16 protein-coding genes and 1 tRNA gene are annotated in these 15,661 nt (G+C 62.6%); 7 read left to right on the forward strand and 10 right to left on the reverse strand.

Annotated elements, in window-relative coordinates; all coding sequences use genetic code 11:
• Positions 1-18: 18 nt before the first annotated feature.
• The 3 genes from BXA00_RS06215 to BXA00_RS06225 all read left to right on the forward strand — a co-directional run bounded on the left by BXA00_RS06215 (position 19) and on the right by BXA00_RS06225 (position 2,248).
• The gene (locus BXA00_RS06215) at positions 19-1,329 is read left to right on the forward strand and encodes an MFS transporter (protein ID WP_076517151.1); all 1,311 of its coding nucleotides are present in this window, start codon (positions 19-21) and stop codon (positions 1,327-1,329) included.
• 290 nt (positions 1,330-1,619) lie between these two features.
• A complete protein-coding gene (locus tag BXA00_RS06220) occupies positions 1,620-1,943 on the forward strand; it encodes a type II toxin-antitoxin system RelE/ParE family toxin (RefSeq protein WP_076517153.1) in 324 nt (107 codons plus the stop codon).
• Positions 1,940-2,248, forward strand: coding sequence for a DNA-binding protein (locus tag BXA00_RS06225; RefSeq protein WP_076517155.1), 309 nt, complete (start codon positions 1,940-1,942; stop codon positions 2,246-2,248). Before BXA00_RS06220 ends, BXA00_RS06225 begins: the two co-directional genes overlap by 4 nt.
• Positions 2,249-2,320: 72 nt before the next feature.
• Here BXA00_RS06225 and BXA00_RS06230 read toward each other — a convergent pair whose 3' ends face one another.
• The 3 genes from BXA00_RS06230 to htpG all read right to left on the reverse strand — a co-directional run bounded on the left by BXA00_RS06230 (position 2,321) and on the right by htpG (position 6,049).
• Entirely contained in the window at positions 2,321-3,520 is a 1,200-nt protein-coding gene (locus BXA00_RS06230) for an MFS transporter (protein ID WP_076517156.1), read from the reverse strand.
• Positions 3,521-3,674: 154 nt separating this feature from the next.
• The gene (locus tag BXA00_RS06235; RefSeq protein ID WP_076517158.1) at positions 3,675-3,947 is read right to left on the reverse strand and encodes a helix-turn-helix transcriptional regulator; all 273 of its coding nucleotides are present in this window, start codon (positions 3,945-3,947) and stop codon (positions 3,675-3,677) included.
• A gap of 203 nt (positions 3,948-4,150) precedes the next feature.
• Entirely contained in the window at positions 4,151-6,049 is a 1,899-nt protein-coding gene (gene htpG, locus BXA00_RS06240; RefSeq protein WP_076517160.1) for a molecular chaperone HtpG, read from the reverse strand.
• A gap of 202 nt (positions 6,050-6,251) precedes the next feature.
• Between htpG and BXA00_RS06245 the strand changes: the two genes are divergently transcribed.
• Positions 6,252-7,643 (forward strand): uracil-xanthine permease family protein, encoded by a 1,392-nt coding sequence (locus BXA00_RS06245; RefSeq protein ID WP_076517162.1) that lies wholly within the window; start codon positions 6,252-6,254, stop codon positions 7,641-7,643.
• Between the two features lie 165 nt (positions 7,644-7,808).
• Positions 7,809-7,893: transfer RNA gene (locus tag BXA00_RS06250), tRNA-Leu, on the forward strand.
• A 98-nt stretch (positions 7,894-7,991) separates the two neighbouring features.
• Here BXA00_RS06250 and BXA00_RS06255 read toward each other — a convergent pair.
• The 4 genes from BXA00_RS06255 to BXA00_RS28780 form a co-directional block, all read right to left on the reverse strand.
• Complete coding sequence (locus tag BXA00_RS06255) at positions 7,992-8,213, reverse strand: hypothetical protein (protein ID WP_076521821.1); 222 nt, start codon at positions 8,211-8,213, stop codon at positions 7,992-7,994.
• A gap of 67 nt (positions 8,214-8,280) precedes the next feature.
• Complete coding sequence (locus BXA00_RS29195) at positions 8,281-8,484, reverse strand: lysozyme inhibitor LprI family protein (protein WP_255376774.1); 204 nt, start codon at positions 8,482-8,484, stop codon at positions 8,281-8,283.
• Between the two features lie 492 nt (positions 8,485-8,976).
• Entirely contained in the window at positions 8,977-9,516 is a 540-nt protein-coding gene (locus tag BXA00_RS06265; RefSeq protein ID WP_156902759.1) for a hypothetical protein, read from the reverse strand.
• On the reverse strand, positions 9,513-10,151 hold the full coding sequence (locus tag BXA00_RS28780) for a hypothetical protein (RefSeq protein WP_156902760.1): 639 nt from the start codon (positions 10,149-10,151) through the stop codon (positions 9,513-9,515). The genes BXA00_RS06265 and BXA00_RS28780 overlap by 4 nt, the downstream gene beginning before the upstream one ends.
• 277 nt (positions 10,152-10,428) lie before the next feature.
• Between BXA00_RS28780 and BXA00_RS06275 the strand changes: the two genes are divergently transcribed.
• Together BXA00_RS06275 and BXA00_RS06280 are read left to right on the forward strand one after the other, a co-directional pair.
• Entirely contained in the window at positions 10,429-12,585 is a 2,157-nt protein-coding gene (locus BXA00_RS06275; RefSeq protein ID WP_076517165.1) for a LamG-like jellyroll fold domain-containing protein, read from the forward strand.
• A gap of 287 nt (positions 12,586-12,872) precedes the next feature.
• Positions 12,873-13,610: a hypothetical protein gene (locus BXA00_RS06280; protein WP_076517167.1), complete on the forward strand. Its 738-nt coding sequence runs from the start codon at positions 12,873-12,875 to the stop codon at positions 13,608-13,610.
• A 44-nt stretch (positions 13,611-13,654) separates the two neighbouring features.
• On the opposite strand, the gene BXA00_RS28785 is transcribed toward BXA00_RS06280, so the two are convergent.
• The 3 genes from BXA00_RS28785 to BXA00_RS06295 all read right to left on the reverse strand — a co-directional run bounded on the left by BXA00_RS28785 (position 13,655) and on the right by BXA00_RS06295 (position 15,656).
• Positions 13,655-13,945: a hypothetical protein gene (locus BXA00_RS28785; RefSeq protein WP_156902761.1), complete on the reverse strand. Its 291-nt coding sequence runs from the start codon at positions 13,943-13,945 to the stop codon at positions 13,655-13,657.
• Between the two features lie 332 nt (positions 13,946-14,277).
• The gene (locus tag BXA00_RS06290) at positions 14,278-14,490 is read right to left on the reverse strand and encodes a hypothetical protein (protein ID WP_076517169.1); all 213 of its coding nucleotides are present in this window, start codon (positions 14,488-14,490) and stop codon (positions 14,278-14,280) included.
• Positions 14,487-15,656 carry a PepSY domain-containing protein gene (locus BXA00_RS06295; protein WP_076517171.1) on the reverse strand — a complete coding sequence of 390 codons (1,170 nt, stop codon included), beginning with the start codon at positions 15,654-15,656 and terminating at the stop codon, positions 14,487-14,489. Before BXA00_RS06295 ends, BXA00_RS06290 begins: the two co-directional genes overlap by 4 nt.
• Between the last annotated feature and the right edge of the window lie 5 nt (positions 15,657-15,661).

The following is a 15,661-nucleotide window of genomic DNA, read 5'->3' on the forward strand; positions in this document are numbered from 1 at the left end:
AACAGAGAGGAGACGCCATTGTCCACCGCCACCCACGCCGCCCTGCAAAGCGGCCAGCGGCCCACGCGCAGCCGCTACATCATCATGGTGATGCTGTTCATCACCGTCGTCATCAACTACCTGGACCGCAGCAACCTGTCCATCGCCGCGCCCGCCCTCAAGGATGAGTTCGGCCTGGACACCGTGCATGAAGGCCTGATCCTGTCGGCCTTCGGCTGGACCTACGCCGCCATGCAGATCCCCGGCGGCTGGCTGGTGGACCGCGTGTCCCCCCGCGTGCTGTACGCCGCCGCGCTGATCCTCTGGTCGGCGGCCACCTTCTTCATGGGATTCGCCGGCAGCTTCGTCATCCTGTTCGTCCTGCGCCTGGCCGTGGGCGCGCTGGAAGCCCCGGCCTACCCCATCAACAACCGCGTCGTCACCACCTGGTTCCCAGAGCGCGAACGCGCCACCGCCATCGGCTTCTACACGTCAGGCCAGTTCGTCGGCCTGGCGTTCCTGACCCCGGTGCTGGCGTGGCTGCAGCACCATTACGGCTGGCACATGGTGTTCGTCAGCACGGGCCTCCTGGGCATCGTCTGGGGCGTGCTGTGGTTCATGATCTACCGCGAGCCGCGCCAGTTCAAAGGCGCCAACGCGGCGGAGATCGACCTGATCCAGCAAGGCGGCGGCGTCGTCGACCTGGACACGCGCGTCCGGGAAAAGAAGGCCCCGTTCAACTGGAATGACCTGGGCCTGGTCATGAGCCAGCGCAAGCTGTGGGGCGTGTACCTGGGCCAGTTCTGCCTGACGTCCACGCTGTGGTTCTTCCTGACCTGGTTCCCGACCTACCTGGTGAAGTACCGCGGCATGGACTTCATCAAGTCGGGCTTCCTGGCCTCCGTGCCGTTCCTGGCGGCCTTCGTCGGTGTGCTGTGCTCGGGCGTGCTGTCCGACTTCCTCATCCGCCGCGGCGCCACCGTCGGCATGGCGCGCAAGCTGCCCATCATCCTGGGCCTCTTGATCTCCACGTCCATGATCGGCGCGAACTTCACCGATTCCACGCCCTGGGTCATCTTCTTCCTGGCGGTGGCGTTTTTCGGCAACGGGCTCGCATCGATCACCTGGTCGCTCGTGTCGGCGCTGGCGCCGGTGCGCCTCTTGGGCCTGACCGGCGGCGTGTTCAACTTCGTCGGCAACCTGTCATCGATCTGCACGCCCATCGTGATCGGCTTCCTGGTGTCCAAGGACAACTTCGCGCCGGCGATCGTGTACGTGTCGTCGCTGGCGTTGCTGGGCGCGCTGTCGTACATCCTGCTGGTGGGGAAGGTGGAGCGGATCGAGGCTTGATGTCGCCGCCGGGAGCTTGACTCCTGACTTGGCAATAGGGGCGTCCTGCGGGACGCCCTTTTTTGTGGGAGCCGGGGCGCCCGCGGCGCCTTCCCCCGCGGGCACCCGAACCATCGTCCACGTTGGGCGGCACATGCGCCTGAGTGATAAATCCGTCACTGCCCCCATTGCGCGGTGAGTCGTTCCCCGGATCATTTGACGCGACGCGCGCGGCTGGCGCGGTATTGAAAACCCACTCGCCAATGCTCAAACCCAGGCTTGACTAGAATTCGTCAATAAACGAATATCCAATGTACGAAATCAAACACTACCTGGCGCCTGATGGCCGCACGAATCCCTACCTGGACTGGCTGAACGGCTTGCGAGATAACCGGACCAAGGTTGCAGTCATCCGGCGAATTGCCAGAGCCGAACTGGGCATTTTTGGCGACCACCGATTTTGCCGCGACGGCATTTGGGAACTGCGCATCGACGTGGGCCCCGGCTACCGCGTCTACTACACATTGGCTGAACGCCGGGTCGTGCTGCTGCTATGTGGCGGCGACAAGAATACGCAGGCGACAGACATCGCCAGCGCCGTTCGTTACCAGACAGATTGGGCACAGAGACCATGAAGAGCAGATCACATGACGAGGCCATGGCGGAGCTGTACCGCAACGACCCGGGACTCGCCGCAGACCTTATCAACAGCGTCCTGGAAGATGGCGACCAGGCCGAGCTGCTGATTGCGCTGCGCCAGCTCACCCTGGCGTTTGGCGGCGTTCAATCCGTGGCCGCACAGGCGCGGTTGAATCCGACTCAGCTTTACCGCACGCTCTCGCCAAGCGGGAATCCAGGCCTCAGCAGCCTGACGTCGATTCTGAAGGCGATGGGATTGCGATTGGCGGTGCAGCCATTGGACCCGCGGCACACCGGTTAGCGTCCAACGAAAAACCCCTGGCCGACAGCCTGTCCACCAGGGGTTTCGACCATTCGGCCCGAAGCCCGAACCTCAGCAGCCCTGCATCGCCAGCCTGCGCCGACGCTGATTCGTGGCACGCTGCACCAGCACCAGCCCCAACCCGGCCGTCGCGATCACCGCGCCGGCGATCGGCACCGCCGCATAGCCCATGCCCGCCGAAATCACCGCGCCCCCGGCCGCCGCGCCCACGGCGTTGCCCAGGTTGAACGCGCCCACGTTCATTGACGACGCCAGGCCCGGCGCATCGGTCGCGGCGCGCATCACGCCCATTTGCAGGGGCGGCACCACCGCGAACGTCGCGATGCCGAAGATCAGCAGCGATACCGCCGCGCCAACCGGCGTGGACGCCAGCCACGGAAACGCCAGCAGGTCCACGATGACCAGCACCAGGAAGAAAATCAGCGTGCCATCCAGCGAGCGGTCCGCCATGCGTCCGCCCACGCCGTTGCCCAGCGTGAAGCCCAGGCCGATCAGCACCAGCATCCCCGTCACGAAGGCCGGCGACGCGCCGGTGATGTCAGCCAGCGTCGGCGCGATATACGTGTACAGCGTGAACATCGCGCCCGCGCCCAGCACCGTGGTCAACAGCGCCAGCAGCACCGCGGGACTCTTGAGCACCGCCAGTTCGTGACGCACGTTGGGACGGCGGCCCGCCTCGCCGGCCGGCAGCGCCAGCCACAGCGACAGCATCGCAATCAGGCCCAGCACGGCCGTCGCGGCAAACGACATGCGCCACCCGATCACCTGCCCCAGCCACGTCGCGGCCGGCACGCCGCCCACGTTGGCGATGGTCAGCCCCATGAACATCGTCGCCACCGCGCTGGCCTGCTTGTGGCGCGGCACCACGCTGGCCGCCACCAACGAGCCCAGGCCGAAGAACGCGCCGTGGTTCAAGCTGGTCACAAGGCGCGCCAGCAGCAGCGTCGTGTAGTTGGGCGACAGCGCGGACAGGATATTGCCAATGGTGAAGATCGCCATCAGCAGAATCAGCGCCTTGCGCCGCGACCAGCGCGAAAACGCCAGCGTCATCAGCGGCGCGCCGATCATCACGCCGATGGCGTAGGCGCTGACCAGCATGCCCGCGCTGGGAATGGACACGTTCACGCCGTCGGCGATAACGGGCAGCAGGCCCATGGGAGAAAACTCGGTCACGCCGATGCCAAACGCACCGACGGCAAGCGCCAACAACGGCGGGCCGGCCTTCACCGGCTGGGTTTCTTGGGGATTCATGCAAGTTCCTTGGGTTCGACGGCGCCGGCAGGCGGTACCTGGGGCGGGGCCGGCCTGAATCGGCCGGCGCATCGGATAGACAGGGCTGCAGTATGACGGCCCGATCCTTGCAGAAAAAGCCGTCTGGCGGGCAAACACTTTTGACTTCAGGTCATTAATCGGCTTGCCATCCGTCAAGTCGGGCGCGCTTCCTACGCACTTCGACCTCAAGGCCAAGGAGGTCCAACATGTCCAGCACCTTCTGCAACTGCAGGGTGGGTTTACCGCGCTCCAGGTCGACCACAAACCGGTTTCCCGAATTTCCCAAGCCCGCCAGATCCGCTTGCAGCAATCCCTGGGATCGACGCACGGACTTGACCAGCGCGCCCAATTCGATCGACGTGCGCGCAACCGCCGGAACCACATCATGATCACGCGTCGTCGACATGGCATCACCACCAGAGTTACCGATCGGTAATCCTAAGGCGGTTTTGGCGGCTTGCGCGGTAAAGAATTACCGATCGGTAATTCACAACTGAAAATCAGACACTCGCCGGCCCGACACCTCTTCGACATTGCCCGCCGTGTGTCCAGCAAAAAGAAAAAAGGGGCGTCCCACCGGACGCCCCTCGCATCGCGAAACCCCGCCGCTTACTTCAGCAGCAACGCATTCAACCGCTTCACGAACGCCGCCGGGTCCGCAATCTGCGCCCCTTCGGCCAGCAGCGCCTGATCCAGCAGCAAACGCGCCCACTGATCGAACTCGCCATCCTCGGCCGCGCGGATGCGCGCCAGCAGCGGATGCTCGGGGTTGATCTCCAGCACCGGCTTCACGTTCGGCGCTTCCTGCCCCGCGGCCTTCAGCATGCGCAACAGGTGCGGGCTGAGTTCATTCTGGCCCACCACCACGCACGCCGGCGAATCCACCAGGCGCAGCGTCACGCGCACTTCCTTGACCTGGTCTTCCAGCGTCTTTTGCAGACGCTCGACCAGCGGCTTGAAGTCCTCGGCCACTTCGGCCTGGTGCTTCTTTTCTTCCTCGTCGGCCAGCTCCGCCAGATCCAGGCCGCCCTTGGCCACCGACACCAGCGACTTGCCGTCGAATTCGCGCAGGTACGACAGCATCCACTCGTCCACGCGATCCGACAGCAGCAGGACCTCGATGCCCTTCTTGCGGAAGATCTCCAGATGCGGGCTGTTGCTGGCGGCGGCAAACGTGTCGGCCGTCACGTAGTAGATCTTGTCCTGGCCTTCCTTCATGCGCGACACGTAGTCAGCGAACGACACCGTCTGCGCCTGGTCACCCGAGTTCGTCGACGCAAAACGCATCAGCTTGGCGATGCGCTCCAGGTTGGCCGTATCCTCGCCCGCGCCTTCCTTCAGCACCTGGCCGAACTCCGACCAGAACGTCGCGTAGTCTTCCGGCTTGTTCTCGGCCATGTCTTCCAGGAGCGACAGAATGCGCTTGGCCGAGCCCTCGCGGATGGCGCGCACGTCGCGGCTTTCCTGCAGGATCTCGCGCGACACGTTCAGCGGCAGGTCCGCCGAATCGATCACGCCGCGCACGAAGCGCAGGTACGACGGCAGCAGCTGGTCGGCATCGTCCATGATGAAGACGCGCTTCACATACAGCTTCACGCCATGGCGGCCATCGCGGTCCCACATGTCCATCGGCGCATGCTTGGGCACGTACAGCAGTTGCGTGTACTCGCTGCGGCCTTCGACGCGGTTGTGCGTCCAGGCCAGCGGGTCGTCGTAGTCGTGCGACACCGTCTTGTAGAACTCGCGGTACTGCTCTTCGGTCACCTCAGACTTGTTGCGGGCCCACAGCGCATTCGCCTGGTTCACCGTTTCCAGTTCCTCGGTCTTGACCTGCTCGCCCTTCTCTTGATCCCACTCTTCCTTGGCCATGCGGATCGGCAGCGAGATGTGGTCCGAATAACGGCGCAGGATCTCGCGCAGCTTCCAGCCATTGAGCAGCTCGTCCTCGTCGGCGCGCAGATGCAGCGTCACGTCCGTGCCGCGGCCGGCCTTTTCGGCGGCGGCAATCGTGAATTCACCCTGGCCGTCCGACTCCCACTGGATCGCTTCCGAGGACCCGGCACGGCGGCTCACCACCGTCACCTTGTCCGCCACGATGAACGACGAATAAAAGCCCACGCCGAACTGGCCGATGAGCTGGGCATCCTTCTGCTTGTCGCCCGTGAGCTGCGAGAAGAACTCGCGCGTGCCCGACCGGGCGATCGTGCCCAGGTTCGCGACCGCTTCCTCGCGCGACAGGCCAATCCCATTGTCCGAGATCGTGATCGTGCGGGCCGCCTTGTCGTAGCTGACCGTGATGGCCAGTTCACCGTTGCCTTCCAGCAGCTCCGGCTGGTCGATGGCCTCGAAACGCAGCTTGTCGCAGGCGTCCGACGCGTTCGACACCAGCTCGCGCAGGAAGATTTCCTTGTTGCTGTACAGCGAATGGATCATCAGATGAAGCAGTTGCTTCACCTCGGCCTGGAACCCCAGGGTTTCGGACGCGGAAGTCGTGGCGGTTTGGCTCATAGTTCTACGTGGCTTTGAAAATAAATTAGGGACGTAATATTCGACGACTGGGGCAGTGCAGCCGCGCAGTCGCCGGGAAACCCTACTGATGTGGGGGCCTATCGGAACTTTTCAAGGCCGGGTCGCATGAGAGCAACCTGACGCCGGGCTGTCCCCGGTAAAATCCCGCACTTTTCTACCCCTCCCCGGCCGGCACTCCGCCATGCAACCCGCCTCCCTCGCCCATCCCGCCCCCAGCAGCGCGCCCCACGACGCCGAACCCAGCCACGACCTGGTCTACGGCCCCGACGACCGCCCCGCGCCCCCCGTCGCCTTCGTCGCCGCCCTGCAGCACCTGCTGGCCATCCTGGTCCCCATCGTCACCCCCGGCCTGCTCATCTGCCAGGCCCTGGGCGTCAGCAGCCGCGACACCACCCTGATCGTCTCGATGTCGCTGGTCATCTCCGGCATCGCCACCTACGTGCAGTGCAAGCGCTTCGGCCCCCTGGGCGCCGGGCTGCTCATCGTGCAGGGCACCAGCTTCAACTTCGTCGGCCCGCTGATTGCCGGCGGCTCGGTCATGGTCAAGCAAGGCACCCCGGTCGAAGCCGTCATGGCCGCCATCTTCGGCGTCGTCATCGCCGGCTCCTTCGTCGAAATGGGCATCAGCCGCATCCTGCCCTTCGTCAAGCGCCTCATCACCCCCCTCGTTACCGGCATCGTCGTGCTGCTCATTGGCCTGACGCTGATCAAAGTCGGCCTCGTCAGCATGGGCGGCGGCTTCGGCGCCATGGCTAACGGCACCTTCGCCAGCGCCGAAAACCTCACCCTGTCCGGCCTCGTGCTGGGCACTATCATCCTGCTCAACCGCGTGCCGGTCGTCTGGATCCGCAGCACTGCCCTGGTGCTGGCCCTGGCCGTCGGCTACATCGCCGCCGCCTGGATGGGCCGCCTGGACTTCACCGGCGCCCGCGAAGCCGCCCTGTTCCAGGTGCCCGTGCCCCTGCACTTCGGCCTGGGCTTCTCCTGGGCCCTGTTCGTGCCGATGCTGATCATCTACCTGGTCACGTCCCTGGAAGCCATCGGCGACGTCACCGCCACCAGCAAAGTATCCAAGCAGCCCGTCGAAGGCCCGCTGTGGATGCAGCGCATCAAGGGCGGCGTGCTGGTCAATGGGGCGAACTCGCTGCTGGCCGGCGTGTTCAACACCTTCCCCAGCTCCGTCTTCGCACAGAACAACGGCGTCATCCAATTGACCGGCATCGCCAGCCGCCACGTCGGCGTGTGGATCGCCGGCATGCTGATCCTGCTGGGCCTGTTCCCGGTCGTGGCCGGCGTCCTGCAGGCCGTGCCCGAACCCGTACTGGGCGGCGCCGCCATGGTCATGTTCGGCGCGGTGGCTGCGTCGGGGATCAATATCCTGGCGGGCATTCAGTTGGATCGGCGGGCTCTGCTGATCATCGCGGTGTCCCTGGCCTTGGGCCTGGGCGTGTCGCAGGTGCCGGAAATCCTGTCGCATCTGCCGCATTCCGTGAAGAGCGTGCTGGAATCAGGCGTGGCGACCGGCGGGATTTGCGCGCTGGTGATGAACTGGTTCTTGCCTGAGAAGAAGTAGGTTTTGGGCGCATAGCGTCCGGGATGCGCTGCGTGGCGTGTCCCGAGATCGCGCTGGATACGGCCTGCTCGCCCCGCCGTCGCCTGACAAGATGGAAAAGACCGCATATAATCGCGGTCTTCGCATCTCCCGCAGCCGTCATCTGGACGTGTTCGCGACCTCCTAGCCCGGGTGGTGAAATTGGTAGACGCAGGGGACTCAAAATCCCCCGCCGCAAGGCGTGCCGGTTCGATTCCGGCCCCGGGCACCAGAATTCGAAAAGCCGTTGACGTTTGCCGTCAACGGCTTTTTTCATTCCGGATTGCCGGCGGCCGACCTGGACACAGGCTGCGGTGGGGCCAGGGAGCGCTATCCCTCTGAAGCCCATTCACTCGTGCAAAGAAGATGCGCGGGTATTTCGTCAATTGCTGCTTCCGGCCCCAACACATCCCAAAGGTGTTCCCAACCGCCGGTTGAATAATGGACCACGACCACATCTGCGCCCCATTTTTCTAGCCACTGCCGAACCCAAGCGGCATCTTCTGATGGAGACTCGTCAAAATCTCCAGCAAATATCGTTGCTTTACGCATTGTCCTCACCATCGAATTGCAATCAGAGTTCAGCACCACGCCTCTTTGGGGTAACGGCCCATAGAAGCTACTTCAGTGGGCGATCCGACACCAAATCGCGTAGCTGAAACGCTCGTCTGCTGTTGAGTTCTGCAATGCAAGCGAAACGCCGCATAGCCAAAGCATTTCCAATTGCCCCGCCACCTAAAGATGAAGCGAATGAGCACTGGGACTCGCGGTACTTCACAAAGTCCCTGTTCGATGCTTTGAGCTTGGCCTTGGCTTGGTTCACGTACTTGGCGTCTCCATCCCATTGGGTCAGAACGTCTACCGCCTTCTTTTCTGCGTCTTTTAACTAGACCTCACTTTCCTCCGCCTTCTTCTGGAGGCATTCCCTAACCCCGGTTATTTCACCCGAACATTCGTTGCGCAGCTCACGTTCACTCTGAACATTGGCATCGGCGGCAGCCATCGCAGCCAATGGATGGAAAGCAGTCACGAGAAAGACAGTAAGAGCTAGTTTGTGCATATGCGGGTGGGGCGCGGTTCCTGACCAAGGCTAGTTGCAACAGCTTTTGTTGACTATAGGCGCTGTCTTATACGGGATCGCAGACCAGCCTGCTCATATGAAACGCGCTCGAACCCGAATGCCTTATCGAAACGTCAACTGGCGCATTAGCCCTCCATCGCCCATTGGGCTCATCTGAACAGCCGCAGAGGGCCACCACAATTACCAGAATGGCCGGCAGGATAGATGTTTGAACTTCAGCCGCCGCTATCCGCTTTACGACCGGGCCTTCGGCACTCGCGGCCAAAACTCGCTTAGTTGAATCTTCATGAGCTTTCCATCTGCTGCGAGTCCTAACGCCAACGTCGGCGCGATGTTGCACCAGCGGTCAGCCGCCCCCCAACTGAGACAGACGATGCCTTGGGCAGGGTCATACAGCGCTTCTTCAATCGGGGAGCATTCCGCGTCGCCGCCCTCGTCAAAGCTCGCCTGAATATATGGCTCCATGTAATCGGCATCGCATGGGGCGATGGGGTGAAGAACCCGCTGTGTTAATTCAGTGCGGATATCGAAGTCGTGAAGACGCCCCTCTGAATCGAGGACCATGGAAAACTCACCACCGACAATCATGCGGCGAGGGCGCGGGAGCGGCCATTTCGCATCCACAAAATCGCGTAGTGCGGTCGATCCTTGGCCGACGGGCGCCTTCTCAGGATACTCAATCGTGCAGCATAGATTCTGGCTGGAGGCTTCCCAGATGACCTCCACTCGAGCTGGCGAGATAGTATGAAGAGGGGTGATCGTGACAGAGCTCATTTTTTAATTTGCTCGTACAAGAAATGCACAATGGTGTATTCACGTTCATAAAGCAAGACCTCCAACTCGTATGGCTTCCCTCGAAACATGACCTTGATCCTGTACATAAAAAATCCAGCAGTTCCTTTTGGATCAGGTGTACGCTTGCCATGCAAAATTGCCAGCCTGAGTATATGCACGGGAACAAATCGTTCTGGTTTTTTCATATTGGCCAGCGGAGCAGCCATGAAGCGCAGATCTCTTCTTGCCAGCGCAAAATATTTCGCCCGCAAGGGTATCAAGACTGTTTGGCTAACAGTTACACCCGATCGCGCCAGCACGGCCCCTCGAACCAGCCTGGACCCTAGCTTCCACGCTGTTCCCGCTAGAACGACCGCATCCAGGGGGTCGATCAGCGGCGCTTCCAGGGGCAATTCGTCAATGGATTGCAGCTCCCCCAAAAGGTCGTAGGTCCGAAATACGCCGCCAAAGCCTATTCGATACCCAATGATCGCGTCCAGGGCCTCATCGTGAATGGGCTGCGCCCCTTCAGGCACGCTGGGCGGCAAGAATTGAAAAAGGGCGGGCGACAGTGGGGAAGCTCCGTCCCACACATAGGAGGGCTCAGCATCTAGAGCGGCTGCATAGTCCGGCATTGGGGCGACCTTACGAAAGCAGAATCCCCCATCATTCAAGGACTATCGCCCCCAGCCCATCAGCGGCGTCTGAGACGAGTGCTTCGCGCACCCGCTATTGCCGAAGACATCAAGACCGCCCCCGCCGTCACGGCCGCGCACGGCATCGGATGCAGGGCGGCAATGTTCGCCCGCGGCCATGACCGTATTTGAATGGTCATCTCCCCAACACCTGAACATTCATCATCCCGTCACCCGCCCTTCCTAAGCTTCCCGCTTTTCCCACAGGGCGACACAGATGGCGCACGACAAGCAAGACAAGCAAGACGGCAAACTCGATATTGCCAACACCCCTTCGACACTGCCGGCCGCCACAGATCCGCGGCGGCGCAGCCTGCTCAAGGCTGGCTTTGGCGCCACGCTGCTGCCCGTAAGCGGTTCGCTTCTGCTCTCGGCCTGCTCCAGCGACGACGACGATGACACCTCGACGCCCGAGACGCCCGGACAACAACCCCAACCCCAGCCCGAACCGCAACCGCAGCCCGTCAACATCTCCAGCTTCGCCGTCGCAGTCCTACCCGACACGCAGTTCTACTCCCGCTACGCGACGGACGCCGAGAACCAGCAGTTCATGCGCAAGTACGGCAGCGAGCCGTACAAGGCGCAGACGCAGTGGGTGGCGGACCATGCCAAGTCGCTCAGCATTCCGTTCCTGGCCCACCTGGGCGATGTCGTCGACCAGCAGGGCAAGCCCGATCAGTGGAAGGTGGCCGACGCGGCGATGGCGATTCTGGAAGACGCCAAGGTGCCGTACTCGATCCTGGCCGGCAACCACGACGTGATCCTGGACCGCGACTACGTCGATGCCAGCAGTCAAGCCAGCGCTACGGATGCCCAGCGCAATCTGGCCGCCGAGCCGTATCTGCAGACCTTCAGCGCCGATCGCGCCAAACAGCAGGCCACTTTTGGCGGACGCGATCCCAGTGGGTTTCACGAGTACCACGTGTTCGAAGCCGAAGGCCAGAAGTTCATGGTGCTGTCGTTGTCGTGGCGCATTTCCGATGACGCGCTGACGTGGGCCAATCAGGTCATCCGCGCGAATCCCTCGTTGCCGGTCATCCTGGTCAATCACCAACTGCTGAATATCGATAAAGACGGCGTCACGCCGCTTGAAGTGCCCTACGGGCTGATGCTGTGGGACAAGCTGATCCGCGACAACGATCAGATCTTCATGACGCTCAACGGGCACTATCACGGCGCCGCGCACCTGACCAAGACGAATGCGTTCGGCAACGCCGTCGAGGAAATGGTGGTGGACTACCAGATGGCTTACCAGGGCGGCAACGGCCTGATGCGCCTTTACGAATTCGACCTCACCAACAATGAGATCCGGGTGCTGTCGTTTTCGCCCTGGGTGCCGCAGAAGCCGAAGGAAACGCTGAACACGTTCGACCAGGCCATCCTGACGGCCGCCAATGAACAGTTCACCATCAAGATGGATTTCGCCAAGCGCTTTGGCGGCTTCAACAAGGAATTCAAGGCGGCCACGCCCTCGCATACCGCGCTGATCGATCAGGCGCGCGCGTTGATTCTTGCGAACTACACGGATCCGGTTGCCGCGGAGCAAAAGCCTGCCGCCGACAGTGAAGACTACCCGCAGGTCTCGGGCACGCTGGCGCACTGGCGCTTCTTTGGCGGCGCGGATGGTCAGCCTGTCCCCGTGGGTGAGTTGATTGCCGACCGCACGGGCATGAACCCCATGCGCCGCGCGCCCTTGAACATCGATGGCGTGGCCGGTGCGCAATTGGGCGACGTTGTGTGGTCCGACGATCACCATTACCTTTCGGCCGCTCCCGGGTCGGTGCGCTTTCTGAACACCGACAAGAACACGGCGCGGATGAGTTACTTCGCCACGGACGCCGCGGCCGTCATCAATGGCCAGACCGCGCCCAACGGCTACACGGTGGAAGCGTTCATCAAGATCGACCGCGATTGGGTCGCGTCCAAGCATGCGTGGATGAACATCATGACGCGCGACGGCAAGCGCGGCGACCTGCCGGGCTTTTCCGGGGGAGACCCGGAGTCGCCGCCGTTGCTGTTCGCGGTGTCGAGCCTGCGCGAGATCCAGTGGGAAGTGGTGCCCGATACCGCTGGAACGCGCGGCGCCAAGGCCAACTGGTCTGGCGAGATCATCCCTGACAAGTGGATGCACGTTGCCGTCGTGAACGACGACACCACGCACGAGACCATTCTCTACGTGGAAGGCGCGCCCGTGCTGCGCAACACCTCCGACGCCCCCGGACTGGCGACGCTTGCGGCAAACATGCCGTGGATCATCGGCGCCGGTTCGTGGGACGGCGCACGTGCCGATGGCTTCTTTGGCAGCATCGGTGAAGTGCGTATCGTCGACCGGGCGCTCCAGCCCATCGATTGGCTGACCGCGCGCAAGCGTTGATCGGCGCACGTGCCGGTTGGGGTCAGGGCTAGTCGCAATCCGCAGCGATACCGGCAGTTATCGCCAGGATTTACAGCGACGACATGGCCACAACCGGCGCGTTTCGTGGTGGCGTAGCTCCCCAACCCCATATTCACTTACACTCCTCGGGTTTTGCCCTCTCAACGCGGACCCGAATGAACGCGATCGCCTTTTTGATGCGTATTTACTATGGGGTGCTGGATCCCATCCTGGTGCGGCGCCGTAAATCGGCACGCTTGCACTTGTGGGGAGGCACTCCGGCGTCGATGACGCTAGACCTGGAGGCAGGCCGGGCATCGGGATCGGGTTCCGCCCAGGCGCTGACGCGCATGCGGCGCGTGGCGCAGCGCTATGACATGCACGCGCTTGGCCGCGGCGCCACGCCGATGATGCTGGATCTGCAGGCCTGCGGTGATGCAAAGGGATTGGAACAACAGTTGCGAGGCCTGTCTTCGCGCAACATGACGAAGATCCGCCGCGCCGGGCGCATGGGATATCGGGTGCGCCCTTTCGCGCTGGCCAACCACGTCCATGACGTGCACGCCATCAAGACCTCGATGGCGGTGCGCAGTGGCGGTCCGGTGCTGGCACGCTGGCTATTGCGGCCCGAACATATCGGACGGCAAACGGAAGAGCTCCAACCTTGGAAACCGCCAGCCTGCGATACCCATTGGACTATCTGGTGGGGCGTCTTCATCGACACGCCCGGTCATCGCAATGGCAACCTTCAGACGCCCGAGCGGCTGGTGGCCTACACCAAGCTCGCGCGCGCGGGCGAACTGGTCCACTACCTGGACCTGATGGGACACCGCGATTTTTTGGCTGACGGCGTCATGCTGCTGATGCACTCGCACATCGCGCAATGGCTGCTGGACGCCGACACGCCGCCGGCTCGCGGCGCACGCGCCATTTGGTATGGGGCGCTGGAACATGGCGGAGAAGGCCTGCTCACCTGGAAGCGGCGCGCGGGGTTTGCGCCTGTGCAGGTGCGGCTGACGGAGTAAATCCATGCTCAGATGCGCAGACGCGGCTCGACCGGCAGGTGGCTTCAGACTTCTGGCGGTAGCTCTGGGCTTTGCACAAACTGACTGTCGGTGGACACCCAGCCCTCCCCTTTTGCGCAAGAAACCCGCTTGAACCGGTAGACCTTTTGGTAGCTCCATGCATCGCCCAGCGCACAGAAGTCACCCGGCTGCAATTGAAAGACGACGGGCGCGACATCATCGTTGTCTGCATACACCTCAACAGGCGCGATGACTTGCCATCTTCCCGTCGGGGCATCTGAACATGCACCAAGCAACACAGCAATTATTGCCAAGGCAGCCACCAAGGATTTCATTTCGTTTTTGGGTAAACGTTTCGCCGTCTCATGCGCGGGGACCGCGACACAATGATTAGAACTTCTTTCGGACTTACAGCCGTCGTTGCGGCCGCATCCCACTTAAACCTCGGGTCGTGCGCCAATACGCCAACCATTTCCAACACATCGGCGACGTTGGTCGAACAACTGTTTCCAATGAGGTCGTACGGCGCGTTTGCCGGACCAAGGAGCAAGAAGGCACTTACCCCTTCCCCATCAAAGTCCTCAATCTAGCGAAGGTGCTGCGCTGGCAATATCAGCATCGTCCGAAATGCTGACAAGCGCGCAAGCCAGGGTTCTCGTCGACGCTCCTATCCCCCCCGCCGCCGCCAAGCCCACCACACCGCCACAACCGGCATCAGAATCGCCCCCCAAGACACCCCATCCCACACCCCATCCCCCAACAGCGCAGACACCAGCCCGACAACCGACGCGATGCCCAGCCAGATCGGCACCCGGAACACCTCGCCCGCCGATTGCAGGCGTTCGGTACGCACGCCGCGGGATTCATAGGTCTTGTTCATTGCGCGGCCCCCTGACGATCCCCTTGGCGCAGTGCATTGGCAGTCTCCGTGCCGTCCTCCGCCTGCGGCCGGGAAGCCGTGGCGGCCTTGGGTTTGCGCAGCCACAGATACAACCCGCTGCCCAGCACCACGATCGCAAAGATATCCAGCAGCGCCCACAGAATCTTCAACGGCAGGCCGCCGTAATCCCCAAAATGCAGCGGCTGCGACAGGAACAGGGTCTTCACGTACCAGGGCATTTCCCGCGTATCGGTGAGCTTGCCATTGGTGGCATCCACCAGCGCCGGCTTGAGCAGCCGTGAGGTCACCGGCGTGTTGCCCTTCATGAAGAACGTGTAGTGGTGCGGACTGGAGAACATCGTTCCCGGAAACGCCACCAGGCTCACCGCCATGTCCGGCACCGCGGCGCGGGCCGTGCGGAAGGAGTCTTCCAAATGCGCGGGCTGCGTGACGGGCGGCAGGCCGCGGAAAGGCGCGGTCATTTCCGCCATCTGGTCCATCTGCCACAGGCTCAGCACGACGCGGTTCAAGGTGTTGATGCTGCCCGTGATGCCGACGACCAGCAGCCATACGACGGTGACGATGCCGAGCAGGTTGTGCCAGTCCAGCCATTTGACGCGGGTACTGCGCCGGGTGCGCAACGCGCCGAACTTGAGGCGGCGCATGAAGGGGTAGTACAGCACCACACCCGAGACGATGGCGACGACCATCAACAGGCCCATCGCACCCAGGAACAGCATGCCCGGAAGACCCGCGAACATGTCCGTATGCAGCTTGAGCATGATGTACATGAAGCCTTCGTCGGTGGCCGGTTCGTCCAGGACTTTGGCCGTGCGCGAGTCGATGACGACGGCGTTGTTCTCTTCCGGCGGCGCGTCGACGGCGCTGGCCATCGAGACGTAGGTGATGTCGGGATGCTCGTCCTGGTCCCAGAACATGTAGCGGATGACCTCGCCCGGGCGGCGCTCCAGGGCGGTCTGGGCGATTCGGTCCATGCTGGCATTGGGGGTGCCGGCCGGCATGGGCGGGGCTTCGACCACGCCGGACAGGTGCTCGATCTCTTCGTGGAAGATCAGCGGCAGCCCGGTCAGGCACAACAGCAGCATGAAGACCGTGCAGACCAGGCTGCTCCACTTGTGTATCCAGGACCAGGTTTGCGTGGACATGGGGG

This window comes from Achromobacter sp. MFA1 R4 (genome assembly GCF_900156745.1).
GTDB lineage: Bacteria > Pseudomonadota > Gammaproteobacteria > Burkholderiales > Burkholderiaceae_B > Achromobacter.